Source organism: Lactiplantibacillus argentoratensis, assembly GCF_037290055.1.
In the GTDB taxonomy this organism is placed as follows: Bacteria; Bacillota; Bacilli; order Lactobacillales; family Lactobacillaceae; genus Lactiplantibacillus; species Lactiplantibacillus plantarum.
The window spans coordinates 1,763,929-1,788,346 of record NZ_CP147647.1; the positions used below are offsets into that span (position 1 = coordinate 1,763,929).

The 24,418-nt window shown below is 45.9% G+C and carries 20 protein-coding genes; 4 read left to right on the plus strand and 16 right to left on the minus strand.

Features of this window, described 5'->3' with window-relative positions; genetic code table 11:
* Nucleotides 1-78: 78 nt before the first annotated feature.
* The 11 genes from V7R88_RS08265 to pdhA all read right to left on the minus strand — a co-directional run bounded on the left by V7R88_RS08265 (nucleotide 79) and on the right by pdhA (nucleotide 13,746).
* On the minus strand, nucleotides 79-1,434 hold the full coding sequence (locus V7R88_RS08265; RefSeq protein ID WP_080392643.1) for a TIGR03111 family XrtG-associated glycosyltransferase: 1,356 nt from the start codon (nucleotides 1,432-1,434) through the stop codon (nucleotides 79-81).
* The gene (gene xrtG, locus V7R88_RS08270; RefSeq protein ID WP_057717487.1) at nucleotides 1,434-2,033 is read right to left on the minus strand and encodes an exosortase family protein XrtG; all 600 of its coding nucleotides are present in this window, start codon (nucleotides 2,031-2,033) and stop codon (nucleotides 1,434-1,436) included. The genes V7R88_RS08265 and xrtG overlap by 1 nt, the downstream gene beginning before the upstream one ends.
* Nucleotides 2,034-2,930: 897 nt before the next feature.
* Nucleotides 2,931-4,184 carry a Firmicu-CTERM sorting domain-containing protein gene (locus V7R88_RS08275; protein WP_072535332.1) on the minus strand — a complete coding sequence of 418 codons (1,254 nt, stop codon included), beginning with the start codon at nucleotides 4,182-4,184 and terminating at the stop codon, nucleotides 2,931-2,933.
* A 254-nt stretch (nucleotides 4,185-4,438) separates the two neighbouring features.
* On the minus strand, nucleotides 4,439-6,277 hold the full coding sequence (gene typA / locus V7R88_RS08280; protein WP_072535333.1) for a translational GTPase TypA: 1,839 nt from the start codon (nucleotides 6,275-6,277) through the stop codon (nucleotides 4,439-4,441).
* 189 nt (nucleotides 6,278-6,466) lie between these two features.
* Nucleotides 6,467-7,240, minus strand: a complete 774-nt coding sequence (locus V7R88_RS08285) for an inositol monophosphatase family protein (RefSeq protein WP_057717485.1) — start codon at nucleotides 7,238-7,240, stop codon at nucleotides 6,467-6,469.
* A 10-nt stretch (nucleotides 7,241-7,250) separates the two neighbouring features.
* A complete protein-coding gene (locus V7R88_RS08290; protein ID WP_371859719.1) occupies nucleotides 7,251-7,538 on the minus strand; it encodes a UPF0223 family protein in 288 nt (95 codons plus the stop codon).
* Nucleotides 7,531-8,463 (minus strand): hypothetical protein, encoded by a 933-nt coding sequence (locus V7R88_RS08295; RefSeq protein WP_057717518.1) that lies wholly within the window; start codon nucleotides 8,461-8,463, stop codon nucleotides 7,531-7,533. The genes V7R88_RS08290 and V7R88_RS08295 overlap by 8 nt, the downstream gene beginning before the upstream one ends.
* Nucleotides 8,464-8,854: 391 nt before the next feature.
* Nucleotides 8,855-10,267: a dihydrolipoyl dehydrogenase gene (gene lpdA, locus V7R88_RS08300; protein ID WP_057717483.1), complete on the minus strand. Its 1,413-nt coding sequence runs from the start codon at nucleotides 10,265-10,267 to the stop codon at nucleotides 8,855-8,857.
* A gap of 7 nt (nucleotides 10,268-10,274) precedes the next feature.
* The gene (locus V7R88_RS08305; RefSeq protein ID WP_057717482.1) at nucleotides 10,275-11,597 is read right to left on the minus strand and encodes a 2-oxo acid dehydrogenase subunit E2; all 1,323 of its coding nucleotides are present in this window, start codon (nucleotides 11,595-11,597) and stop codon (nucleotides 10,275-10,277) included.
* Nucleotides 11,598-11,654: 57 nt separating this feature from the next.
* Complete coding sequence (locus V7R88_RS08310; RefSeq protein ID WP_003639044.1) at nucleotides 11,655-12,632, minus strand: alpha-ketoacid dehydrogenase subunit beta; 978 nt, start codon at nucleotides 12,630-12,632, stop codon at nucleotides 11,655-11,657.
* 1 nt (nucleotide 12,633) lies between these two features.
* A complete protein-coding gene (gene pdhA / locus V7R88_RS08315) occupies nucleotides 12,634-13,746 on the minus strand; it encodes a pyruvate dehydrogenase (acetyl-transferring) E1 component subunit alpha (RefSeq protein ID WP_003644593.1) in 1,113 nt (370 codons plus the stop codon).
* 283 nt (nucleotides 13,747-14,029) lie between these two features.
* On the opposite strand from pdhA, the gene def reads away from it, so the two are divergent.
* On the plus strand, nucleotides 14,030-14,590 hold the full coding sequence (gene def / locus V7R88_RS08320; RefSeq protein WP_003645922.1) for a peptide deformylase: 561 nt from the start codon (nucleotides 14,030-14,032) through the stop codon (nucleotides 14,588-14,590).
* Nucleotides 14,591-14,619: 29 nt separating this feature from the next.
* Here the strand turns inward: def and V7R88_RS08325 are convergent, their stop codons facing one another.
* Entirely contained in the window at nucleotides 14,620-15,126 is a 507-nt protein-coding gene (locus V7R88_RS08325) for a hypothetical protein (protein WP_057717481.1), read from the minus strand.
* A 282-nt stretch (nucleotides 15,127-15,408) separates the two neighbouring features.
* Between V7R88_RS08325 and V7R88_RS08330 the strand changes: the two genes are divergently transcribed.
* The 3 genes from V7R88_RS08330 (at nucleotide 15,409) to V7R88_RS08340 (ending at nucleotide 18,322) form a co-directional block, all read left to right on the plus strand.
* Nucleotides 15,409-15,627 (plus strand): DNA-directed RNA polymerase subunit epsilon, encoded by a 219-nt coding sequence (locus V7R88_RS08330; RefSeq protein ID WP_003640827.1) that lies wholly within the window; start codon nucleotides 15,409-15,411, stop codon nucleotides 15,625-15,627.
* On the plus strand, nucleotides 15,624-17,300 hold the full coding sequence (gene rnjA, locus V7R88_RS08335) for a ribonuclease J1 (protein WP_003640828.1): 1,677 nt from the start codon (nucleotides 15,624-15,626) through the stop codon (nucleotides 17,298-17,300). The genes V7R88_RS08330 and rnjA overlap by 4 nt, the downstream gene beginning before the upstream one ends.
* A gap of 62 nt (nucleotides 17,301-17,362) precedes the next feature.
* On the plus strand, nucleotides 17,363-18,322 hold the full coding sequence (locus V7R88_RS08340) for a diacylglycerol/lipid kinase family protein (protein ID WP_054396433.1): 960 nt from the start codon (nucleotides 17,363-17,365) through the stop codon (nucleotides 18,320-18,322).
* Between the two features lie 239 nt (nucleotides 18,323-18,561).
* Here the strand turns inward: V7R88_RS08340 and V7R88_RS08345 are convergent, their stop codons facing one another.
* The 4 genes from V7R88_RS08345 to V7R88_RS08360 form a co-directional block, all read right to left on the minus strand.
* Entirely contained in the window at nucleotides 18,562-18,765 is a 204-nt protein-coding gene (locus V7R88_RS08345; protein WP_054396432.1) for a hypothetical protein, read from the minus strand.
* A 170-nt stretch (nucleotides 18,766-18,935) separates the two neighbouring features.
* Nucleotides 18,936-20,390: a LysM peptidoglycan-binding domain-containing protein gene (locus tag V7R88_RS08350; RefSeq protein ID WP_057717480.1), complete on the minus strand. Its 1,455-nt coding sequence runs from the start codon at nucleotides 20,388-20,390 to the stop codon at nucleotides 18,936-18,938.
* A 361-nt stretch (nucleotides 20,391-20,751) separates the two neighbouring features.
* Entirely contained in the window at nucleotides 20,752-21,717 is a 966-nt protein-coding gene (locus tag V7R88_RS08355; RefSeq protein ID WP_057717479.1) for a ribose-phosphate diphosphokinase, read from the minus strand.
* Nucleotides 21,718-21,870: 153 nt separating this feature from the next.
* A complete protein-coding gene (locus V7R88_RS08360) occupies nucleotides 21,871-24,408 on the minus strand; it encodes an ATP-dependent RecD-like DNA helicase (RefSeq protein ID WP_057717478.1) in 2,538 nt (845 codons plus the stop codon).
* Nucleotides 24,409-24,418 lie beyond the last annotated feature (10 nt).

The following is a 24,418-nucleotide window of genomic DNA, read 5'->3' on the forward strand; positions in this document are numbered from 1 at the left end:
ACATTTTTGGACTGCAAGATCAGGATTTCCTCCCCACTGGACTTGAGATCCTATCACCAGCAGATGTGTCGCTTTAACTCATTTTCCTTTCCGGCGTTGTCGATAATGCTGCCGAATCGTGTGGGCATCATCATGTAAAACTGCCCACACCCGCTGCCATTCTTCGGTGAACCCCCGCATCTTCCAAGCTGCCTGAGTCGTCATCGCATTGATAACACCAATCAACCGAATCCACGCGGTTAAAAACATGTACAGTGGCAACGTCAACGTTAACCACCATAAGTGCAAATAAAACTGCTGCTCCTTGGGATAAGGCTTCAGTAAGATGCCCACACTAATAAAGTTGATTGCATCCACCAAGACGTACAGCCCATAAATCAAGATATAAGATAAGCCGACGACCACCGTTGAATAACCAAAGGCAATCAAAACGATGGTCGCAAACGTCCAAATCATGCGTGGAAACGTGAACGTGTGGTCAATCATGATCCGCCGAACGAGAAAGTCTTTGAAAAAGCCAGTAATACTAGCAGTTTGGGACATATAGTGCTGAGCAACCTCTAATTCGCCGCGTTGCCACCGCTGCCGCTGGGTATATAACTCTGAAAAGCCCGAAATGGGTGCGACATAAAAAATCGCATTCGCGCAAATCACGACTTTCTTACCTAGTCGAGTTCGAATCTGAAACGTCATATCCGTATCTTCACCGATCGTATCTGTATCGTACAAAAAGGTCTCCATTAGCACTTCACGTCGAAATGCCGAAAAGGCGCCTGACATGGTGAACAGTTGATCACGAAACGATTCAATGGTCCGACCTGAAAGAAAGGCCTGGGCATATTCATAGTACTCGTTCTTAGCCAATAACCGATGCCACCAGCCGGAAACCTGTTTGACTAACTCCCGCTGTGGTAATACTGCTCCGGTCATCGCCGCAATCGACTCGTCACTTTCGAACCGCAATACCATGTTCTTGACCGCATTCGGTTCCAACAAGCCGTCGCTGTCAATATTGATCACATAACTTCCAATACTCTCATAAATCGCCGCGTTTAATGCACGCGCCTTACCTTTATCCGTATTGACATAGCGCAGAAATAAATTGGGAAATGCATTCTGAGCCCGGGCATATGCCCCAAAGCTATCATCAGTACTCTGATTGTTGGCAAGAATGATTTGCATGGCCTTCTTATCATACGTTTGGTTATCAATCGAGCGGATGCAGTCAAATAAGGTATCTTCAGAATTATAAACCGGTACAATAATGGTTACCCACGGCCACTTTTGCGGCGCTTGGGGCTTTACCGTTTGTCGGTGCAAATACATTAACTTGATTGTTGACAGGATGGCGGGAATAATCTCGACTACGATCGGTACCAAGGCCCACGTGATCCAAAATCCCATTCTGGTCAGTGCCAGATTTAGCCAGTACATCACAGTATCCGATCCCTCCAATCAATGAATCGCTGATAAAGCCCCCGGGCCAATTGCGAATAGGTAAAGACGTTGTAATACAAGATAATAACGAGTACATAGAACAACAGCCGTCCAATCACCGAATGGGCCATGAAGAATGATTGCCCACCACCAAAATGAACGATGACTATCACAACGATGAGTCGCAGAACATTGATCAAGTAAATAAACAACAGTCCAAAAACGCCATAAAACACCTTCTCGCGGCGGTGATAGGCGGGGTAAAAAGCGACCAACGAAACAAACGCACAAGTTTCGATAATTCCGGAACACTCATAATCGATCGACATGACGACTGGGTTACCACTATTCGTAATGTAGACCAATCCCATCTTAAACATGATGTGGCACCACCCACTCACGTCGCTAAACAGCGCAACACCATGAATCACAGCATGGGTAAAGAACCACACCCAATACGGGCGACTAATTGCGGTTAATATAAAAAAGAGCCCGGCGCTTCCCACAATAAAAGAGAAAGCAGATAGCCGAGCTCGTTTGAGCACTGACAGTCCGTATAACCATATCAGAATCCCTAGTAGGATTTTTACATTCATCGTACATCAGTCCTATTAATTAGCTTACCGACGCGCCTCAGCCGTCGGTGGTTATGAATTGATTGTCAGTAAATTTGGTGTCATTAATTCAATAGTTATCGATTCAATCCACACTTTGCACGTTAAACTAGCTTGAATCATGATTAAAGCGTGCCAAGTTGTGTAAGTTCAAGAGCAGCCAGCTTCGGCCCGCTGGAAACAGTTCGGGTTAGCGTAAATCTGCTTAGTTGGTTCGTCCTACACCGACCTCCAGGCATTTCTGACAATTGCCGGAACGTGGTGGGCACAGATTTGAGCCGAAAAACACGTCTCAAATACTGGCCTTTCACCACTGGGCATTGTCAGAAACGCCTTCCAGTCGGGATGGTATTCGAATGGCAGACATGTGCGTACTCAACATTTGGTGGACTTGTCATTGTTCTTCATAAACAGTAATTTTGTCAATCAACTGTCAGGCAGAAAGTGACGTTGTGATAGCTCACTATTTCGGGATCACCGTAGTAATAATCGAACGTTTCAACAAAGTGGTTAATGTAACCTTAACGTCTCGCTTAAAGTTCCAGTATCAAAATAGCCAACGACCAATTGTACCAAGTTAAGTGGCCGTTCATCAGCCATTCGAGCGGGTTCCCGACTGTAGGGGCTGGGTGACAATGCTCAGTAGCCAAATTATTCTTAGTCGGAAGTGATTTTCTTCCGGCTTAGAATAAGACTCGTATTTGAGATGATGCGGGTTATGCGTTAACTCAAATCGACGTTGGCTGCGTTCCAGCAATTGTCACCCAGCCCCGGAGGTCGGAATAGGACGCGCACCGGCTGACGAACAACAATCTAAACTTGGCACGTTTTAATCATAGTTAATGCTAAATCATAACGAGTATAACGTGTAATCAAGCATTAGTTCTTAGTGGTCGATGAATCCGTTGCAGTTAATCGACGCCGCTTGCGGAATTTAAAGTATCCCCAAGCAACGATTACGACACCGACACCGGAAATTACGTACGGACCAGTTGAGCCACCGGCTACGGTCATTTTTTGATTACCGATATTCGGATTGGTCATCGTAATCGTTTGACCAGTCATCGTTGAAATATCAAATTTGCTCAAATTCACTCTGAATTCAGCAATCGAATGTGAACCGGATTGAGAAACATAACCATTACCGACCGTGCCGTACTGATGGCCCTCATTGTTGCTACCACCCGTAAATGAGACGGCTTTGACCGCCCCGTCACTTTGCGAGCTAGGCATCTCATTGGACCACACGTAATACTTTTGGCCGCTAATGTCGAAGTTATAATCCCCGTAACCGGGCACCTGCCCGTACTTCATCTTGACATAAACGTAGACGTACTTCCCGTCACTGACCATTGCCATATAGCCGTTATAACCCTCGGTCAGAGTCACGTTTTTCCAGTCATTAAAGTTACCATCGATTTTAATATTGAGATTATCATTGTCATTGGCCGCATTATTGTCCGTCGTCGAAGACGCCTTAGAAGCGGAGGTATCTTTATCAGTAATCACTCCAGCTGAGGAACTGGTCGCAGAATTTGCATTAGTACTTGAACTAGTACTGCTACTTGAGCTAGTCGAAGACGCGGGAATTGTTCCAACTGTACTAGTAGTAGGAGCATTACCGATGTTCAGATTGACCATCGAAATCTGCTTACCACTCGCACTGTCACTTAGTCCTAACTTGGTTAAGTCAATTTGAAATTCGGCATAATTATGCGAACCGTCATTGGTCACATATCCCGTTCCGACAGCCCCATATTGTGTGCCTTCATTCCATTTACCACCAGTTAATGTGAAGGACTTGACCGTTCCCGAGCTAACACTACCTGAAATATTCTTAGACCAAATATAATACGTCTTACCATCAATAGTGAAATTATAGTCGCCATATCCTGGCACAGCACCATTTTTCATCTTGACGTAAACATTGACATACTGGCCAGCACTCGCGAGTGCCGTGTAACCATTATAGCCCTCCGTTAACGTCGCATCTTTCCAGTCGTTCATCTTGCCATCAATGGTGATATTGGTGCTGGCATCGGCGGTAGTTGTCATAGCAGGATTAATTGTCGTTACTCCCGTTATCCCAAAAACGAGCATGCCTAAGATCATCAACTTATTAATTTTTTTCACGATGGTCACACCTCCCAAATTCAATACCATTTTGCGGGGTCATAAGTGTCAATGGACCTTTTTTACCCTATAAACTAATACCATACTCTGAATAACATTTTATCAATCATTATTTCCATTTAAATGAACACTGTAACCATTAGTGCGGTATGGATTAACTTTGCCGACTTCCTCCCGTTCTTGGGTGGTACCACCTGCGACAAAGTGGCACAAAAAAACACGCCCTATTAAGGACGTGCTTTCGAGTAATCAACTTACTTGTTCATTTTACGCTTTTTAGCTTCTTTTTCACGGGAGTTCGTGTTCAAAATACGTTTCCGCAAGCGAACATGTTCTGGGGTAATTTCGCAGAATTCGTCACTATTCAAGAATTCAAGCGATTCTTCCAATGTCAAATGCGTTGGCGTCTTGATTGTCGCCGTCAAATCCTTGTTAGAAGAACGCACGTTGGTCATGTTCTTACCCTTAGTAATGTTAACTGAAATGTCATTTTCGCGGCTGTTTTGGCCAACGATCATACCTTCATATACTTCGGTACCGGGATCAACAAAAATCGTTCCGCGGTCTTCAATACCCATCGTGGCGTATGTCGTGGTCTTACCCTGGTTGATTGAAACCAAAGCACCGTTACGACGGCCTGGGTTCCAGTTAGGAATAACTGGCAAGTATTCAGAGAACGTATGGTTCATGATTCCGTAACCACGCGTCAATGAAAGGAATTCAGTTGAATAACCGATCAAGCCTCGTGAAGGTGCTAAGAAAGTTAACCGGGTTTGGTTATTACCAGTACTTTCCATATTCTTCATTTCAGCCTTACGCTTTGATAAGGTATCAATAATTGAACCAGTATATTCATCTGGCGTATCGATTTGAACCGATTCAAATGGTTCGCAACGCTTACCATCAATTTCGCGATAGATAACTTCTGGACGAGATGCTTGTAATTCATAACCTTCACGCCGTAACGTTTCAATTAAGATTGACAAATGCAATTCCCCACGACCAGAAACGACCCATGAACCAGGTTCGTCAGTATCATCGACCCGAAGTGAAACATCGGTTTCAAGTTCGGCCTTCAACCGCATTTCAAGTTGACGGGCAGTCACGAACTTACCTTCCTTACCAGCAAATGGTGAGGAGTTCGTGCCGAAAGTCATTTGTAAAGTTGGTTCGTCGATCCGTAAGATTGGCAATGCTTCAGGATTGGCTGAATCAGCAACCGTTTCACCAACGTTGATATCTTCCATCCCAGAAACGGCAACTAAGTCACCGGCGTGGGCTTCATTGATTTCCAAACGTTGAAGACCGAAGAACCCGAATAACTTGGTTACGCGGAAATTCTTCTTGCTACCATCAAGCTTCATGACAGACACACTGTCACCAACCTTGATCGTACCACGGAAGACCCGGCCGATACCAACCCGACCAACATAATCGTTGTAGTCTAATAAGGCCACTTGGAATTGTAACGGTTCGTCAGAGTTGTCAATTGGTGATGGAATCGTCTTGATGATCGTATCAAAGATTGGTTGCATCGTGTGTTCCTGCTTAGCAGGGTCTGATTCGTAGCTAGAAGTTCCATTTAAAGCTGAAACGTAAACTACTGGGAAGTCTAATTGTGATTCGTCAGCACCTAATTCGATGAACAGGTCTAACACTTCGTCAACGACCTCTTCAGGACGTGCACCGGGACGGTCGATTTTGTTAATAACAACGATTGGTGTTAAGTGTTGTTCCAAAGCTTTTTTCAAAACAAACCGAGTTTGAGGCATCGTTCCTTCAAACGCATCAACAACGAGTAATACCCCGTCAACCATGCGCATGATTCGTTCAACTTCACCACCGAAGTCAGCATGTCCTGGCGTATCTAGAATGTTAATTTGTTTGTCGCCGTAACGTACGGCCGTGTTTTTCGAAAGGATCGTGATACCGCGTTCCTTTTCAATGGCATTAGTGTCCATCGCCCGATCGTCAATCTGGACATGTTCGTCAAGGGTATCCGATTGTTTAAGCATTTCGTTAACCAACGTCGTTTTACCGTGGTCAACGTGGGCAATAATGGCAATGTTGCGGATATCATCTCTAAATTTCAAAATTGATCTTCCTTTCATCCTTCAAAATTCTGGCTATCTTCGACAGCAGAAATCTTACATATATTAATACAATCCGCCGTTACTATCAAGTCATAGCTTCAACTTGAAACCTTCATAACGACGTTTTCAGCGGCTTTCATCCATTGACATAAAAAAACTGTGACATATGGGTCACAGTCCCACTACTTACTAGACGATTGCCAAAATTGAGCGTTGTGCGCGCTTTGTCGCTATCAGTACAGCACCCGATGATAACATATTAACCGGGCTGCCGTCAACTCTTGACACAACTAGTCCGAGGCTTTCAGCGAGAACCCGACCGGCTGCAAAATCCCATGGCCGCAAGTATGACAGATAACCGACTAGCTCGCCAGCTAAAACCTGGCTGATTTGAATACCCGCACTGCCCATGATTCGCGCGCCCAGTGACTGTGCAATGACAGTCTGCATATTGAAGCGGTCTTGAATCAATAACGGCGCACTCGCACCAAACAACCCCGCACTCAAGTCGACATCCGCGGGTGCAGCCAACAACTGTCCGTTAAGCGTGACGCCTACTTCAGGACCGCCAGCATATAGCTTATTCGCCATGACATCAAAGATATAGCCCAGTGTTGGTTTACCGTCAACATACAAGCCCACCATCATCGCAAAATGATTACGCTGATGCACAAAATTCATGGTCCCGTCAATTGGATCAACGATCCAGACATGACCGGTCATGTCGGTGACTTGGTCGCCGGTTCCTTCCTCAGCTAGAATCTTCGCGACCGGGTCCAAAGCGCGAATCTGACCTACCAAAAAGTCTTCATTGCTATGGTCCACGTTAGTCACCAAATCACGCCGACTGGTCTTCTCCGCGACCGTTAAGTGGGTTCCCATCTTCGCCAATACTTGCCTTCGCGCCGTTTGCATCACAGCTTGCATGTTCTGATTTAACTGTTTCACCACATTCGTTTGCACGTTAAGTCACCTAGTCTCGGTATTGAAATCGCTGTTTGTTCGTCTCCTGAGCCGCCCGCATCGTCTGATAAATCCGATAACCCGAGGCAGCCTCATAATCGCGAGCCAGTCGCTTTTCTTCCGACTTGGCCGGAACAACCGTCTTAAATTCACGATAAGCCGCCAGCAAATCTGCCGTAGCGATCGACCCTTCATTAGCGGCTTCGATAGCTTGGTAAAAGGTCGTCACTTTAATGATTTCGGCAGTGGTCCACGTCTCATCAAGTGGGTACTGATAATTATCATTATTTTTAGGCATCTTCATCCAACTCCCCCGCTGTGACCCGGTCAAGTTCTTCACGAACCTGGCCCGCAATCTCAGCGTATTCTTTCTGCTCGTCATCAGATAGCACCATATCCGCCATGCGTTTGATTCCGTTAGCGCTGATCAACACCGGCGATGACAAACCAACCAGCTGGTCGTCATCGACAAGTGTCTGGATATTTGTCACGGTACCGATAAACGGCGTCTGCGCGTAAAATGCATTGAGTACTTGTACTAATGCTAACACACTCAAGGTCTGATTAGTAACAATCGTGGGGTCATCGATCTGCTCCGTCGCTTCACTCATCTCGTCCATCCCAAAACTGATATCCTGGTTAGCCAAGTAAGTCATCACGGGCGCTGGTCCAATATATGAGCGACTCCATGAGATTAGGTGTGCCGCCGCAGTTCCAACCACGAATGCACGCACATCCGCTGGACCAACACTTAATTGCTGGCGTAACAGTTGCTCTAGTAATCGACTCTGTGGCAAGGTGCCTAGTCCGACTACTTTAGAATGATCAATGCCACTAAAACGTGCGACCAAAACGCTTAAAACTGCGTCATTGCTACCAGCCAAGATAATTTTTCCGTTAAACCCGGCGCCCATCGCATCATTCACGAATGTGCGAAACAACGGCAGGGTCGCCTTTAAATCACCACTGGCATCACGATCACTAGCCAACGGTACTAAATTTCCAATAATCAAGCTATCTGCTTGCGAATAATCTGGTTTAGCCTGTGCAGCTAATGTAAACTGACGACAAGTTAAACTCGCAGTCACCAGCGCTTGGTAGCGTGGCGCTTCGTCGGCACCCGTTGCGACCACTAATTTCACTGGCAAATCTTTGGCAATTGCGACTAATATTAATTGTTGTACGAACTCGAATAATCCCCGAATAATTACTGTATTAATCATTTCAATCCCTCCAACCTTCGCTAATAATTGTACCTGAGCTGTCAATGAATTCAAGTAAATGTTAACAAAAAGCTTACCCTTTTGTAACATTTATGCCCAACCAATTTGCCACTTGCCCCCGAAGCAAGCGCAGTTTGATGCTTCATCGTCATAGACCACTGTGCACGGAAAAGTTAGCCCGCTGAGTCACGATATTTGTGCCGGATACCAAGGTTGCACGCACCGTTCCAATTAGGCAATCTTGACCAACCCAGCTTTCAATTTTTCTGAGCACGTTCTAATTCGCGTTTCCCATGCAGCCCATTTTGAAGTGGTACACCAGCTACCACATCTTATGTAAAACAAAAGTTTGAGGCGCTGGCCTCAAACTTTTATTAAGTCATCATCCGCTTTAGATATGCGTTGGGTAACCCATCGCTTCATCCGCAGCTTCTTGAACTACTTCACCTAAGGTTGGGTGTGGATGAATCGTCAAAGCAAGGTCTTCGACGTTCATACCACCATTGACCGCAACACTTAGTTCAGAAATCAAATCGCTAGCACCCGGGCCGGCAATTTGCGCGCCAACAATGGTGCCTTCGTCCTTCGTACTTACAAGACGGAAGAAGCCGTCCATGGAGTTCAAAGAAATTGCACGACCATTGCCAGCAAACGGGAACTTGGACGTCTTCACTTGTAAGCCCGCCGCTTCAGCTTCAGCCTTCGTCATGCCGACTGTTGCCAATTCTGGATCAGTGAAGCACACTGCCGGAATTGAAACGTAGTCGTTCGCCGTCTTCTTGCCACTGATGGCACCAGCAGCAACTTTAGCTTCAGCAAACGCTTTGTGTGCCAGTGCGGCACCAGCGACAATATCGCCAATCGCAAAAATATCTTCAGCGGCCGTCCGTCCCTGTTCATCAACTTCAATCAGGCCACGCTTCGTCAACTTGACGTCAGTGTATTCCAAGCCCATGTCGTCAGTATTAGGGCGCCGACCAACGGTGACCATGACATAATCAGCATGGATCTCAGTTTCTTTCCCGTCAACGGCGTAGGTGACCGTGACGCCACTGTCATCTTGTTCGGAGTTCTTCGCCATCGCATTAGTAATGACGTCAACACCCTTCTTCTTAAAGCTGTTCAAGACAAGCTTGACCATGTCTTTTTCGAAGTTAGGCAAGATTTGCGGTGTCCCTTCAAGAATCGTCACGTGAGCACCGAGGTTGGCATAGGCGCCAGCTAATTCTGAGCCAATGTACCCACCACCGATAACCACTAATTCCTTAGGTACTTCGGGCAAATTCAAGCCACCTGTCGAGTCAACGACCCGGCCACTAAATTTGAAGCCCGGAATTTCAACTGGCCGTGAGCCAGTTGCGATAATCAAATGTTTGAATTTATAAGTCTGACCAGTATGGTCGCCGTTCATTACCCGTAAGGTATGATTGTCATGCATATAGGCTTCCCCACGGACCACTTCCACCTTATGCTTCTTGAGCAACATTTCAACGCCACCGGTCAACCGATCAACAACTTGATGGTCTTTCCAGTCCTGGGTCACTTTAAAATCTAACACCGGATCCTGAATATTTTTAATACCAAAGATCTTACTGTCCTTGGCTTCTTGTAGCCGATGACCAGCACTGATCAAGGCTTTGGATGGAATACAGCCAACGTTAAGGCAGACACCACCGATATATTCCTTTTCCACCACGGTGACTTTTTGGCCGAGTTCCGCGGCCCGAATCGCAGCGACGTAACCCCCAGGGCCCGCGCCGATGATCATTGTATCGCGTTCTTCAGCAAAATCTCCTACAACCATTCTGACCTCATCCTTCCATCAAAAGTAATTCTGGATCATGTAGCAATTGCTTCAATAAGTTCATTGCCCGTTGTGCCGTTGCACCATCAATCAGACGGTGATCAAAACTCAAGGACAACTTCTGCATCTTACCAACAACGATTTCACCATCGTCATTGACGTAAGGTTCCTTACCGATACGCCCAACACCTAAAATGGCAACTTCCGGTTGGTTGATAACTGGGGTAAACCAGCCGCCACCAATTGAGCCAATATTACTAATGGTAATGGAGCCACCACTCATTTCACTGGCCTTTAACTTGCCATCGTAAGCTTTTTGCGTATTGTCAGTAATTTCTTTGGCAATTGCAAACAAGCCCTTACCTTCAGCGTGCTTAATATTTGGCACTAACAATCCACGGTCAGTATCGGTAGCTACCCCAATATTGAAGTAGTGTTTGTAAACAATTTCCTTGTTTGCATCATCGATCGACGCGTTCAATTCTGGGAATTGTTGTAAAACCGCAACCAAAGCTTTCACGAAGTATGGTAAGAAGGTCAGATGGATGTCGCGATCCAAAGCAACTTGCTTGTATTTCTTCCGGTGTGCCATCAACGCACTCACTTCAACTTCATCAAATAAAGTAACATGTGGCGCGGTGTGTTTACTGTTCACCATAGCCTTAGAGATTGCCTTCCGAATTGGCGTCATCTTTTCACGCGTCTCTAATTCAGGTGTGTCAGAAACGTATGGTTTAACTGGTGTTGGTGCTGGTGCTGGTGCTTCACTTGCAGCCGGAGCCGTTGTCGCTGGCGTAGCTGCCGGTTTAGCACCCGTTGCCGCTGGTGCACCCGTGTAACTGTCAATATCTTGCTTTGTGATTTGACCATGGGCACCAGTAGGCGTAACTAGTGTGATGTCGATGTCCTTATCCCGTGCGTATTGTCGAACAGACGGCATTGCCAAAACCCGCTTGTTAGGATCGCCCGCAGCCGGGGTCCCCGTTGGTTGTGCTGGCGCAGCAGCTGGCGTTTCAGCAGCTTCACTTGCCGGTGCATCCGCCTTCGCAGGGGCTGGTGTTTCAGCCTTAGCCGCTGGGGCAGCGTCACCGGAACCATCGTCGATCGTGACGATGACATCACCGATTTTAGCGGTTTCGCCTTCTGGAACTAAAATATCAATCACTTTACCACTTACTGGCGATGGTAGTTCTTCCACCGATTTATCATTTTGAATTTCAACTAGAGAATCGTCTTCTTTGACTTCATCACCAGGTTTTACGAGCCATGATGCAATTTCGCCTTCTTCAAGACCTTCACCAAGCTCTGGTAATTTAAACTCGTAAGCCATTGGATAACTTCCTTTCATGACAGTCTCAGGTGACTGTTTTTCGATGCCGCGTCCTGATTAATAGTTCAAGATTTCACGGGTTTTTGCTTCAATTTCATCTTCAGCTGGTAGCCAATCGTCTTCTGCTAATCCGAATGGGTAGACCGTATCTGGTGCGTACACCCGGCCAACTGGGGCACTGAGGTAAAGTGCACCCTTTTCAGCAATCAGTGAAGCAACGTTCGCTGCAATACCAGCTTGACGTTGCGCTTCTTGAATCGCAACGGCCCGACCAGTCTTTTGAACGGACTTCAGAATTGTTTCTTCATCTAAAGGTGACAAAGTCCGTAAGTCAACAACTTCAACGGAGATGCCTTCTTTTTCAAGCTTTTCCGCAACCTTCAGTGACTGGTTAACTTGTGCACTGTAGGCAATCAAGGAAATATCAGTACCTTCACGAACCACGTTAGCTTTGTCTAACGGAACGGTGTAAGCTTCATCCGGAATATCGGCCTTCATTGACCGGTATAACTTCAAGTTTTCAAGGAAGAAAACTGGATCATTATTCCGAATCGAGGAAATCAATAACCCCTTGGCATCGTATGGATTAGATGGCGTTACGACCCGCAAACCAGGAATTTGAGCTAAATAGCCTTCTAATGAGTCCGCGTGCATTTCCGGTGTATGCGTCCCACCACCATATGGTGAACGAATGGTAATCGGCATATGCCGCGTGCCACCAGTCCGGAAACGTTCCCGTGACATCTGACCAGCAATTGAATCCAAAGTTTCAAAAATGAAGCCCAGGAATTGAATTTCGGGGATTGGCCGGAAACCTTCCAATGCCAACCCAATTGATAAACCGCCAATACCGGATTCTGCTAAAGGAGTGTCAAAAACACGATCTTCACCAAATTCGGCTTGCAGGCCATCGGTTGCCCGGAAGACCCCACCGTTTTTACCAACATCTTCACCAAAAACTAAGGTCTTTTCGTCTGACCCGAGTTCTAATCGAAGTGCATCGGTGATCGCTTGAATATACGTTTTCTTTGACATGTTACTTCGACTCCTTTGCTTGGAATTCCGTAATTTGTTGTTGAATGTTTTGTGGTTGTTCCTCAAAAACATTCCCCAAGAATTCGGTCATTTTTTGCTTTGGTGCTTCATCTGCTTGTTTAACAGCAGCCTTGATATCTTCTTTAACTTGTTCAACGTATTCGTTTTCTTGATCTTCTGACCAAACACCTTGATCAGTCAAGTACTTACGGTAACGAATCAATGGATCATTATCGAACCAAGGTTGTTCTTCGTCCTTAGTCCGGTAACGCTTAGGATCATCCCCAGCATTCGTATGCGGGCCAAACCGGTATGTCAGCGTTTCAATCATGACAGGACCGTTGCCAGCAGCAGCGTATTCCCGGGCGGCCTTTGTTACTTCATAAACAGCTAGGAAGTCCATCCCATCGACCTGAACACTTGGAATACCGGCAGCAACTGCTTTTTGAGCCAACGTCTTCGCAGCTGTTTGCTTGCGCCGTGGTACTGAAATGGCATAACCATTGTTTTGAACAATGAAGACGGCCGGTGCTTCGAAGGCTCCGGCAAAGTTCATCCCTTCATAGAAGTCACCTTGCGACGTCCCACCATCACCAGTGTATGTGTAAGCAACCTTGTCTTCGGTACCATTCTTCTTAATCCCTAAGGCGACACCAGCAGCTTGCACATATTGCGCGCCGATAATAATCTGTGGTGGCATTGCATGGAAATCTTCGGGATATTCGTTACCCAAGACATGACCACGAGACCATAGGAACGCTTTATAAACAGGTAATCCGTGTTGAATCAATTGTGGAATATCACGGTAAGCAGGCATTAAAACGTCGGTTTTCTTCATCGCGGCGTTACTACCCATTTCACTGGCTTCCTGACCTTCAGTTGGCGCATAAAATCCTAAGCGCCCTTGCCGCGTCAACGCGTTGGAACGTTGGTGTAACGTCCGTTCCCATAACATTAATTTAAAGAATTCAACGAGTTGTTCGTTTGAATATTTAGAGACAATTTCTGGTTTAATTACTTTAGCTTGACCATCCAATACTTGCACGGGTTCAAAGTCTTTCCCAAGTGCATCTCGGATCGCACCAAAATCAACAATTGGTTTTTCGTTGTCCATAAATGACACATCCCTTTCATGAACGTACAAACGAGTGCTCAGCACCGCGTTCGTAATCGTTTTCATAATTACAAGTCTAATTTACCATTGCATTTCACCTTTTGCAAGCCCTTCCAAAAGGCGGGAAGCCGGCTTTTTTTGTCGAAACGATTGTGAACTATTGAATTTGTGCAAATTTTTGTTTTCATTTTTTTCATAACGGGCGCTACTTTTTAGTTCGTCCTTATGATAAACTAGATATTAAGTGTAAACTGCGCGATCTTAATTTTGGAGGTAATTGGAATTGATTAAAATGCGCGACATTATCCGCGAAGGTAATCACACGTTACGCGCGGAAGCAAAACAAGTTAAATTTCCGTTGAGTGAAGCTGACCAGAAATTAGCTAACGACATGATGGAATACTTAGAAAATAGCCAAGATCCAGAATTGGCTAAAAAATACGGACTGCGTGCCGGTGTTGGTTTGGCCGCACCGCAAGTCGACGTTTCGGAACAAATGGCTGCGGTCCTTGTTCCGAGTGAAAATGAAGATGATGAACCGGTGTTTAAAGACGTCATCATCAATCCCGTGATCATCAGCCATTCAGTTCAACCCGGGGCTTTGACTGAGGGCGAAGGTTGTCTATCCGTCGACCGCGATATTGCGGGCTACGTCATTCGGCACGACCGGATTACGTTACGCTACTATAATATGGCTGGCGAAGAGAAAAAGATTCGTCTCAAGAACTACCCGGCCATCGTTTGTCAGCATGAAATTGACCATCTTCATGGCATCTTATTCTACGACCATATCAATGGTGACAATCCATTTGCCGCTGATGATGATTTAGTTCTAATTTCTTAAAGTCATTTAAAAAAGCAGTCCTGAAATGTTCAGGACTGCTTTTTTGGTGCACTCGAATTCAACCGACGCAAATCTTCCAAATACTCTAAAGTGGCCTCATTCATCAAATAGGCAATATCTAAGTGGAGCTGTCCGCTGCGCAGCCACGCATCCGTGACCCGTAGCGCCGGGCCAGCCTCTTGAAAAGCGGCCACTTGATTGTGAATTGCATACACTTGCAATTCGTTATTGAACAACCGTCGTACTTCCGGCAAATCCGCTGCCACCATGCCTGGTGCATCCAGTACGTATTCAAAGGCCATCACACCACGCCCCCAGACATCCGCAACTGGTACCGAATGGATCGCCCCCGCGACCTCTTGAATCGTCATCGCGTTAGCAAGTACTTTGAACGCTGCTGCCATCGCACTGTCCACTGTTCGTTGGCCAGCCCGCCGAATCTTCAATGCCGCGCGCTTCAACACCTGCCGCCGCAGTAACTCATAAACGACGATTGCAATTAGCAACCCACCAATGATTGTTAACCAACTCTGCATGCTCAACCCTCAATTCTTTTTTTGTATAATGATTCACAATTTTAGGAATTTTTCATTTTATTACTTATGTTTAGCATAGCATGTTTCATCAAAAAAAATTCTTTTAACCGCTCTATTTTTGAAGAAAGTTAACATTGTATACACCCATCTTAAATTATGCTAAAATGTAAGATAATTGTTGTGTTTACACAACCTGGTGTACGGATCAAACTTTTATTTTTGCTATCTATTTAGATTACTTAGTATCTAAATAAATCTTGTTTATATTAAGGAGTTTTACGCATGATTTACAAAGTATATTACCAAGAAACCAAAGAACGGAACCCACAACGGGAAACGACCCAATCTTTGTATCTCGAAGCTGAGACCGAAGTAGCGGCACGGACCTTAGTGGAAGATAATACAGATCACAACATCGAATTTATCGAACCGTTAGAAGGTAACTTCTTGGATTACGAACAAAAAAATCCAGAGTATCACCTAACGGAGTTCAATAAATGAAACGGTTAAACGTCAAAAATAACGAAACCGCTGTTTTTGCAGTCGGCGGTTTGGGAGAAATTGGGAAAAATACCTATGGTATCCAATTTCAAGATGAGATTATTCTGATTGATGCCGGAATTAAATTCCCTGAGGATGAACTTCTCGGAATTGATTACGTTATTCCAGACTATTCTTATCTAGTTGCAAATCAGCAAAAAATAAAAGCTTTAGTGATTACGCACGGTCATGAAGATCATATCGGTGGGATTCCATTCCTATTAAAACAGATCAACGTGCCAATCTATGCCGGCCCCCTAGCCTTAGCCTTGATTAAGGGTAAGTTAGAGGAACACGGGTTATTAAAAACAACTGAATTACACGAGATCAATGAAGATACGGTGCTCAAGTTCCGTAAAACCCGTGTCTCGTTCTTTAGAACGACCCACTCAATTCCTGATACGCTGGGGATTGCGGTTCAAACACCACCTGGCACGATTGTGGAGACCGGGGACTATAAGTTCGATCTGACACCAATCACCAACCAGCCGCCGAACCTTCAAAAGATGGCGCATCTCGGTGAACGTGGTGTACTGGCTTTAATGTCAGACAGTACTAACGCCGAGCGTCCAATCTGGACGAAGTCAGAGCGGTGGGTGGCGCAATCAATTCGGCACATTTTCGAACAAGTTGAAGGTCGAATCATTTTTGCCACCTTCGCTTCTAACATCTCGCGGATTCAAGAAGCAGCTCAGGTTGCCCTTGAACATCATCGCAAAATTGCGGTATTTGGTCGCAGTATGGAAGCAGCTATCGTCAACGGACGTGAATTAGGTTATCTCAACATCCCTGACGAAGCGATCGTCGACGCAAACGATTTGCGCTCCCTACCCGCCAATAAAGTCATGATTCTATGTACTGGGTCTCAAGGTGAACCAATGGCGGCGCTCTCGCGTATCGCCAACGGCACGCACCGTCAGATTTCTATTGAACCAGGCGACACCGTTATTTTCTCAAGTTCACCAATTCCTGGTAATACGTTAAGTGTTAACCACGTGATTAACGAACTCGAAGAAGCCGGTGCAAATGTCATTCATGGTAAAGTCAACAATATTCATACATCTGGTCATGGTGGTCAGGAAGAACAGAAACTGATGTTACGACTGATGAAGCCGAAGTTCTTTATGCCAATTCATGGTGAATATCGAATGTTGAAGATTCACACCGAACTGGCTGAGCAATGTGGCGTGCCACTAGATCATAGCTTTATCCTTGAAAATGGGGACGTGCTCGCCTTCACTAAGGATTCTGCCCGAGTTGCGGGTCACTTTGGTGCTGGTGATGTCTACGTTGATGGTTCTGGAATCGGTGACATTGGTAACGTTGTGTTACGTGACCGCCAAGTGCTTTCAGAAGAAGGTCTGGTAGTTGTCGTCGCCACCATCAATTTAAACAAAAAAGAGATTCAAGCTGGCCCAGATATTTTGTCACGTGGCTTTGTCTATATGCGGGAGTCCGGTGACTTGATCAATGAAGCTCGGCGACATGTCTTTCGGACGATCCGGCGCAAAATGAAGTCGGACAAGGCGACCGAAGCAACGATCCGTAATGCGATTATTGATGATCTGCAGAGTTTCTTATTTGATAAGACTGAACGGCATCCAATGATTCTGCCAATGCTGATTATGAACTAACTACTTGCCGGAACGATCCTGTTCCGGCTTTTTATGGTGTAAGACTGATATGAGGTGTAATTTTGATTGCTGAATACTACATTATTATTAATGAATTGGCAGGCTCCGGTCACGGTAAGGTCGTTTGGGAAACCGTCAAACCGATTCTAGAACAACGCCAAATTCGGTTTGAATATCGAATTTCTGAATATGCTGGTCACACGATTCGACTCGCAAGTGAATACGTAAAAACGATTCAGCGACGACCAAATGTGACTCCGGTCATTCTGGTCATTGGTGGTGATGGCACGCTGAACGAAGCCCTAAATGGCATCATGCAAGTCCCTCAGGATGAACAGATTCCCCTCGCCTACATTCCGGGCGGCTCGGGTAACGACTTTGCCCGTGGTTTGGGCATGGCGACTGATCCAGCAATCGCACTTGCACAAGTCCTTAATAATATGCGGCCCCGTCTGTTAAATGTGGGCTACTTTCATGAGACCTTGAAGAACGAGCACCGTTACTTTGTCAACAACGTTGGCTTAGGCTTTGACGCCCAAATCGTTGATGACACCAACCGGAGTAAGAAGAAGGGCCGTCTGGGCCGTTGGGCTTACCTCAGCAATATGCTGGCTGCCTATTCCCAACAAGAAGGGTTTCCACTGACGGTACACGTTAACCGCAAGCGGGACTATTATAAACGCGCCTTTCTTTGTACGGTTTCAAACATTCCATACTTTGGTGGCGGGGTTAAAATTCTACCGCAGGCCAATCTGCATGATGATCAGCTTGAATTGATCGTTGTCGAGGAGCCCCATTGGTGGATTATTCTGTGGTTATTCATTTTACTGCTAATGGGTGGTCGTCATCTCAATTCGCGCTTCGTTCACCATTATCGCAACGCTAACTTACACTTGTTGGTTAACTCCGTTGAGGTTGGGCAGATGGATGGTCAAATTATTGGGAATCGTAACTACGACCTCTACCTGTCCACCCACCCGTACCCATTCTGGATCGACACTAGCATTCATGACCACCACTAACCACCTGCTAAAACGACAGATTTTAGAACAAAAAAGTCGCTGCGAGGATTCTCGCAACGGCTTTTTTAGACGTTGATATTTCAAAGTTTCTTACTAGCTTATGCCAGTCGAAAACTGTCTGTGACCGACCACAGGGACCAGTCGCGACTCACCACTCATTTGACCGGCAGACACAGCTTAGTTGATAAAAAAAGACTGCTAACCATCTCAGTATGGTTACACAGTCAGTTTGGTTATTCTTAGTCCTCAGAAGCGTTGATTGCTTCCAGAAGCATGTCAAGTTGTTCACATTTACGAGATAAGTGACTCACCCGTTCTTTCAAGTGCGGATAAATGGTCACAACCCGTGAGCGATCCTGTTGTCGAACGGCCAACGTCTTTAAATGATCGAGTTCGGTATTAGCCTCTTGATATTCTTCCAGAATCTCAAAACGATTACTCACTGATAGCACTTCCTTATCACAATAGATGGTCCAATTTTTCGAATAGAAAAACGACAAACATAATATACCACAATTATTAGTAAGTTTAAATCATAAAACTAAAAAAATAAATAAAAATCCCCCTAACACTTAAGAATATCGTGTTAGGGGGATTTACATTTAAAATCGACTTACTTAACCGTACCTGCAAAGCTTGGCATGAAGTAAGAACTGATCGTCTGAACTTGAACGTTTTGGCCTTCAGTTGGGGCGGCAACGTATTGGTTATTACCAATATAGATGGCGTCATGATAAGTGCCACCACGACTCCCCCAGAATAAAATATCTCCAGGTTGAGCATCGGCAACGGAATGAGTCGTTACATAGGATTCCTGTGCCACCGTACTATGTGGCAAGGTAATCCCTGCTGCATGTTGGTAAACATAGGAAACTAAACCAGAACAATCCATTCCTGAAAGACTGGCACCACCCCATACATAAGGAATGTTGGCACTAGCCAACTTCAATGCGAGGCCAGTGACAGAACCAGTAGCTAAATCACTCGTTGAGCTCGTCGTGGTACTACTACTGTTAGTCGTTGCAGTACTACTTGCGGTGCTGCTGGCACTGCTAGTGGCGGCTGAAGAGCTACTCTGACTAGTTGTGCTGGAGCTGGTCGCTGCAGAGCTACTTTGAGTTGCAGTACTCGTGACCGCAGTCGCCGCTGTACTTTGCGCTTGACTAGCAGTGCTCGTTGCCGTCGTACTGCTGGTACTGGTGGCACTAGCAGTCGACGTGCTACTTTGACTCGTCGTTGAACTAGCAGCCGAAGCTGTGCTACTCGAAACTGAAGCGCTCGAGGCAACACTAGTCGACTGGCTAGTAGCAGTTGATGAGCTAGCGCTACTTGATGAGACCGCGGCACTCGTTGCCACCGCTTTGACCGTTGCAGTCGAAGTTGTGGCGGTTGATGAAGCAGCCGAGGCCGTCGATGATGATGCGTTCGACGTACTAGTACTGCTGGTTGAGTTCACACTGGCAGCATCCTGACTTGCTGCACTGGTGCTACTTACGACGCTAGCAGGCGTACTTGAAACTGAACTAGCGCTAGTACTCGAGGCAGAACTGGCACTAACTGCCGTCGTAGATGCGGTGCTAGTAGCTGAAGTGGTGGTCTTTTGACTCGTCTTAGCGGTAGCCTTGGTCGTTGCTCCAGGCACTTGAATGTTTTGGCCCACAACGATTAAATCGCCGGAAAGGCCATTTAACGATTGAAGCGCATGAACAGAAGTGTTGTACCGATCAGCAAGCGCCCAAAGAGTATCACCCGCTTTAACGGTATATGTACCCTTAGCAGCGGCTTTCTTAGTTGCTGACTGAGTCGTGGCGGTCTTAGTTGCAGACCCACCAATCTGTAAATTTTGACCAACATAAATTAAATCGACATTACCATCAGACGCTTTAATCTGGTTAAGTTTTTCAATACTCTGCACGGAAACACCGTGTTGTTGAGCGAGGCCCCAAACTGTATCGTTTGCTTTTACAGTGATTGAGGCAGCATTGGCAGCTTGGCCTGTAGCAAGCAATAAACCAACGGCACCAACCGTACTGGCTAGGACCTTGCCCGTTGTATGTGCTTGTGACATTTAATTCACTCCTTAGTTTTTTGAAATCAAGTTAATCGTAACAAGAACGTCTTGTGACTGAAGATTAAGAAATTCTTAATCTGCTTTTACAAATCATAATTTTATTGTAGCACAATTTACTAAAATACAAACTAGAATCGCTCGTTTTTTTACAAAACAGTACGGTTATTTTGAAAAATGTTTGCCACTGCCAAAACGACGCGGTTTGCCGCCATACCAGCGTTTATGCATATAAACGGAATGTTATCTTTTGATTACCTCAAGTAATTAGTTGCACCGTTCTGAGGCGTTCCGCCGTTGAGTGAACCAACTAAAAAGCACATCAGCCTGTTAGGGGGCTAATGTGCTTAAAGTCGCGGTATTAGATGCGGGGATCAAACAACCGATCAACTGGTTGCTGTGCATGGATGAGTTTAATTGCATCACCCAATAACGGCCCGACTGATAGTTGAACCAGCTTATCAAATTGTTTTTCTGCTGGAATCTGAATCGTATCCGTTACGATGACCTTCTCGAACTTAGAAGCCTGTAACTTGGCAACCGCGTCCTGTGAGAAGATCGCATGGGTCGCACAGCCATAAACTGTCGCAGCCCCCGCTTGTGCTAAAGCATCCGCTGAGACGTCAAACCGAGTGCCCGTGTCGATCATATCATCGATCACAATTGCGACGCGTCCCTTCACATCACCAATAATGCTACTTGGGACCAAATCATCATCATCAGGATGCCGATTGTCAATGATGGCAATTGGCGCTCCTAATAATTCCGCCATCTTACGTGCCCGTGAAACACCGGCATGGTCTGGTGAAACGACGACAAGATTATCGGTAATGCCGCGGTCCTTAAAATAACTGGCCAGCAATGGCGCCGCAAATAAATGATCAACCGGAATATCAAAGAACCCTTGAATTTGTGCAGCGTGTAAATCGACTGTCAGAACCCGGCTGGCTCGGTCTTTTTCCAATAATGTTGCAATCAGTTTTGCCGTAATCGGTTCACGAGAACGGGCTTTGCGGTCTTGACGTGAGTACCCGTAATAAGGAATGACCACGTTGATCTGACTGGCACTCGCACGCCTTAGGGCATCGATCATGATCAGTAATTCCAATATCGTATCATTGACTGGTTCCGAAATAGATTGAATGACAAAAACTTCCGCCCCACGAATACTTTCTTCGATGTTAATCTGAATTTCACCATCACTAAACCGCTTTACGGAACTTTTACCGAGTGGAATTCCAACCCGTTGCGCAATTTTTTCGGCTAACGGTAGGTTCGAATTCAGGGCAAACAGTTTCAGTTTGGCATAAGATTGATCTGTTGACATAACGACCTCCATAAAAGTTGTTTGATGATTTTGCTACTTTGATTATATCAGTAACCACGGCTAAAAACCGCTCACAATCGAATTTTTTTGGGAATGAACGTTGTCGGCAATGAACAGCTCGCCGCGATTTCACTTGCTACAACCAACTAATTATCAATTGGCCCCTTGCGTCATGAAATCAGCTGGTGTGACACCATTCATACCAATCATTGGATCAATCTGACCAGCACTAAGCAACGCTGGCGTTAAAATTGTTGGTCCCGTATTCTGGCGACGCGGTTCCTGAACCTCTTCAGCGGCCGGTTCTTCGCCAGAAGCAATTTTCTCGTCATCAGCGGCCTTCGTTGCCTCTGGTTGGTCAATCGTCGCAGTGGCGTCCGACTCAGTGGATGCTGGCTCCCCGCCAAAGACTTGTTGGAGTCGCTTGGTCAGCGTGGTTTGCCGATTCACCGATTCATTGATGACACTTCGCTCAAATGATTGGCTATCCCCCAGCAGAATTAACATCTGTTCAGCACGTGTCACGGCAGTATAGAGTAGATTGCGTTGTAGCATCCGTGAAAATTGGGGCACCAGCGGCAAAATCACCATTTTAAACTGACTCCCTTGGGACTTGTGGATTGACATACTGTACGCTAACGTCAGTCGATTCCACTCATTTCGTTGGTAAGTCACTTCGTTTTGATCGAAAGCGATTGTGATTTGGTCTTTTTTGGACTCGTTGTGTGAGTCGTTTGCCAAATCGATACCGACAATTTTACCGATATCGCCATTAAAGACGTTGTCTTCGGGTGAATTAACGAGGTGCAAGACCTTATCACCGACTCGGAAATCTTGACCGTTATACGTCAGATGCTTCTGTCGGGCATTTTTCAGTGGATTAAAGATTTTCTGAACCGTGGTATTCAACTGATCGATTCCGGCGGTACCGCGATACATTGGTGCTAGAATTTGCACATCCTCAGCACTGAAACCTTTCGCCTTAGCTCGCGCGACAACCTGTTCAACAATGTGATTGACTTGGTAAGCGTTACAAGCAATAAATGAGCGGTCCGGTTGGTTTACAGCAAAATCGGCTGGCAAATGACCATCTTTGATAGCGTGAGCCAATGGAATAATGCTGGAATCATTGCCTTGCCGGTAAATTGTTGTTAACTCAATTTGTGGTAATTCGCTAAACTGCAATAAATCATGAAACACCTGTCCAGCCCCTACTGATGGTAGTTGATCCTTATCGCCAACAAGAATGACTTGCATGTGACTTGGAATCGCCGTCAATAACTGCTGAAAAAGCACCGTATCAACCATCGACATTTCGTCAATAATCAACAAGCCCCCGTCTAATTCCTTACTAGGCTCCTCGGGGCCATCCTCGCGACCCGTCAGCCCAAGTAACCGATGAATGGTACTAGCGGGAAGTCCCGTCGTTTCGGCCATCCGCTTGGCCGCCCGTCCAGTCGGTGCTGCCAGCAGAATCGGAAACGGCTTATCCTTATACTGATTAATATCTAATGAAACGTCGTGTAATTCTGCATAAAGCGCGACAAGGCCACGGATAATCGTCGTTTTACCAGTACCCGGTCCCCCGGTCAGTAGAAAAACAGGCGCCGTAATCGCGGCTTTGAGTGCTTCGGTTTGTGATTCATCATAGGTAATATTACTGGCCCGGCCAACATGCTCGATAGCCCGATCCACGGCGTGTGCCGATAGTTTTTCATCATTATCGGCGGCTAACAGCCGTTGTAAATGTTCCGCAACGCGCCACTCTGCTTCATAGAGGCCGCGCAAATAGATACGATTCTCGTCACCCACGATTTTATTTTCTTTCGCCAGGACGACTAACTGATCAGCTAGCTTTGAAGGATCAATTTGAACATTGCGAGCATTTTCAAGTAGCTGCAAGGTTTGATTCAGCAGCGGCTGAGCCGTGGTATACGTATCACCGTTCTCCACACACAGCTCATTGATTTCAGTCAACAAGGCCGCCTTCAACCGGTCATCTGCTTGAGGATCGATTTTCAGTTGGGCCGCAATTTGATCTGCTTTTTTGAACCCGACTCCTTTGATATCCTCAACCAGACAGTATGGGTTCTCTTGAATCTTAGTCAAAGTGTCGCCTTGATAACATGCATAGATTGCAGCAGCTAAGCGACTACCAAAGCCGTATGCATTCAGCCCAATAATGGTTTGCTCCAAACCATTATTGACCGTAAGCGTATCAATCAAGGTCGCCTGAACACTAGTGCGAAGTCCGATCGGTTTTAAAACCTTCGGGTCGGCTAAGATTTGATCGATGGCGTCCTCACCTAAAGTATCAACGATTCGCTCGGCGGTCCGTTTTCCCAGCCCAGGAAAATCGCTACCGGATAGATAGGCAATCAGGCCCGCTCGCGTCGTCGGGGTTTCGTTTTGATAATTATCTGCTTGAAACTGAACCCCGTATTTGGGATGAGTCACCGTTTTACCGGTAAACCGATAAGTCGTTTCCTCCTGAATATCCGCAAAATTTCCAGTAACCACGATTTCATCTTCCGACCAATCGATATTTTGTTCAGTTACTTTGACCAATAAAACTTTATAAAAACTATCGGCACTGCTAAAAAAAACGGCAGCGACTTTACCGACGATAAAGTGTGTGACCGGTCCCCGACCGACATCATCGGAAAATAAATGTGCTTGTTCGTCCGTCACGGAAATCCTC

What these genes read in the sequence shown, in the direction of transcription:
- V7R88_RS08265 (WP_080392643.1), bottom strand. Translation starts at nt 1,434, where the DNA reads ATGTACTGGCTAAATCTGGCACTGACCAGAATGGGATTTTGGATCACG.
- xrtG (WP_057717487.1), bottom strand. Translation starts at nt 2,033, where the DNA reads ATGAATGTAAAAATCCTACTAGGGATTCTGATATGGTTATACGGACTG.
- V7R88_RS08290 (WP_371859719.1), bottom strand. Translation starts at nt 7,538, where the DNA reads ATGCCTAAAAATAATGATAATTATCAGTACCCACTTGATGAGACGTGG.
- V7R88_RS08295 (WP_057717518.1), bottom strand. Translation starts at nt 8,463, where the DNA reads ATGATTAATACAGTAATTATTCGGGGATTATTCGAGTTCGTACAACAA.
- lpdA (WP_057717483.1), bottom strand. Translation starts at nt 10,267, where the DNA reads ATGGTTGTAGGAGATTTTGCTGAAGAACGCGATACAATGATCATCGGC.
- V7R88_RS08305 (WP_057717482.1), bottom strand. Translation starts at nt 11,597, where the DNA reads ATGGCTTACGAGTTTAAATTACCAGAGCTTGGTGAAGGTCTTGAAGAA.
- V7R88_RS08310 (WP_003639044.1), bottom strand. Translation starts at nt 12,632, where the DNA reads ATGTCAAAGAAAACGTATATTCAAGCGATCACCGATGCACTTCGATTA.
- pdhA (WP_003644593.1), bottom strand. Translation starts at nt 13,746, where the DNA reads ATGGACAACGAAAAACCAATTGTTGATTTTGGTGCGATCCGAGATGCA.
- V7R88_RS08325 (WP_057717481.1), bottom strand. Translation starts at nt 15,126, where the DNA reads ATGCAGAGTTGGTTAACAATCATTGGTGGGTTGCTAATTGCAATCGTC.
- V7R88_RS08330 (WP_003640827.1), top strand. Translation starts at nt 15,409, where the DNA reads ATGATTTACAAAGTATATTACCAAGAAACCAAAGAACGGAACCCACAA.
- rnjA (WP_003640828.1), top strand. Translation starts at nt 15,624, where the DNA reads ATGAAACGGTTAAACGTCAAAAATAACGAAACCGCTGTTTTTGCAGTC.
- V7R88_RS08350 (WP_057717480.1), bottom strand. Translation starts at nt 20,390, where the DNA reads ATGTCACAAGCACATACAACGGGCAAGGTCCTAGCCAGTACGGTTGGT.
- V7R88_RS08355 (WP_057717479.1), bottom strand. Translation starts at nt 21,717, where the DNA reads ATGTCAACAGATCAATCTTATGCCAAACTGAAACTGTTTGCCCTGAAT.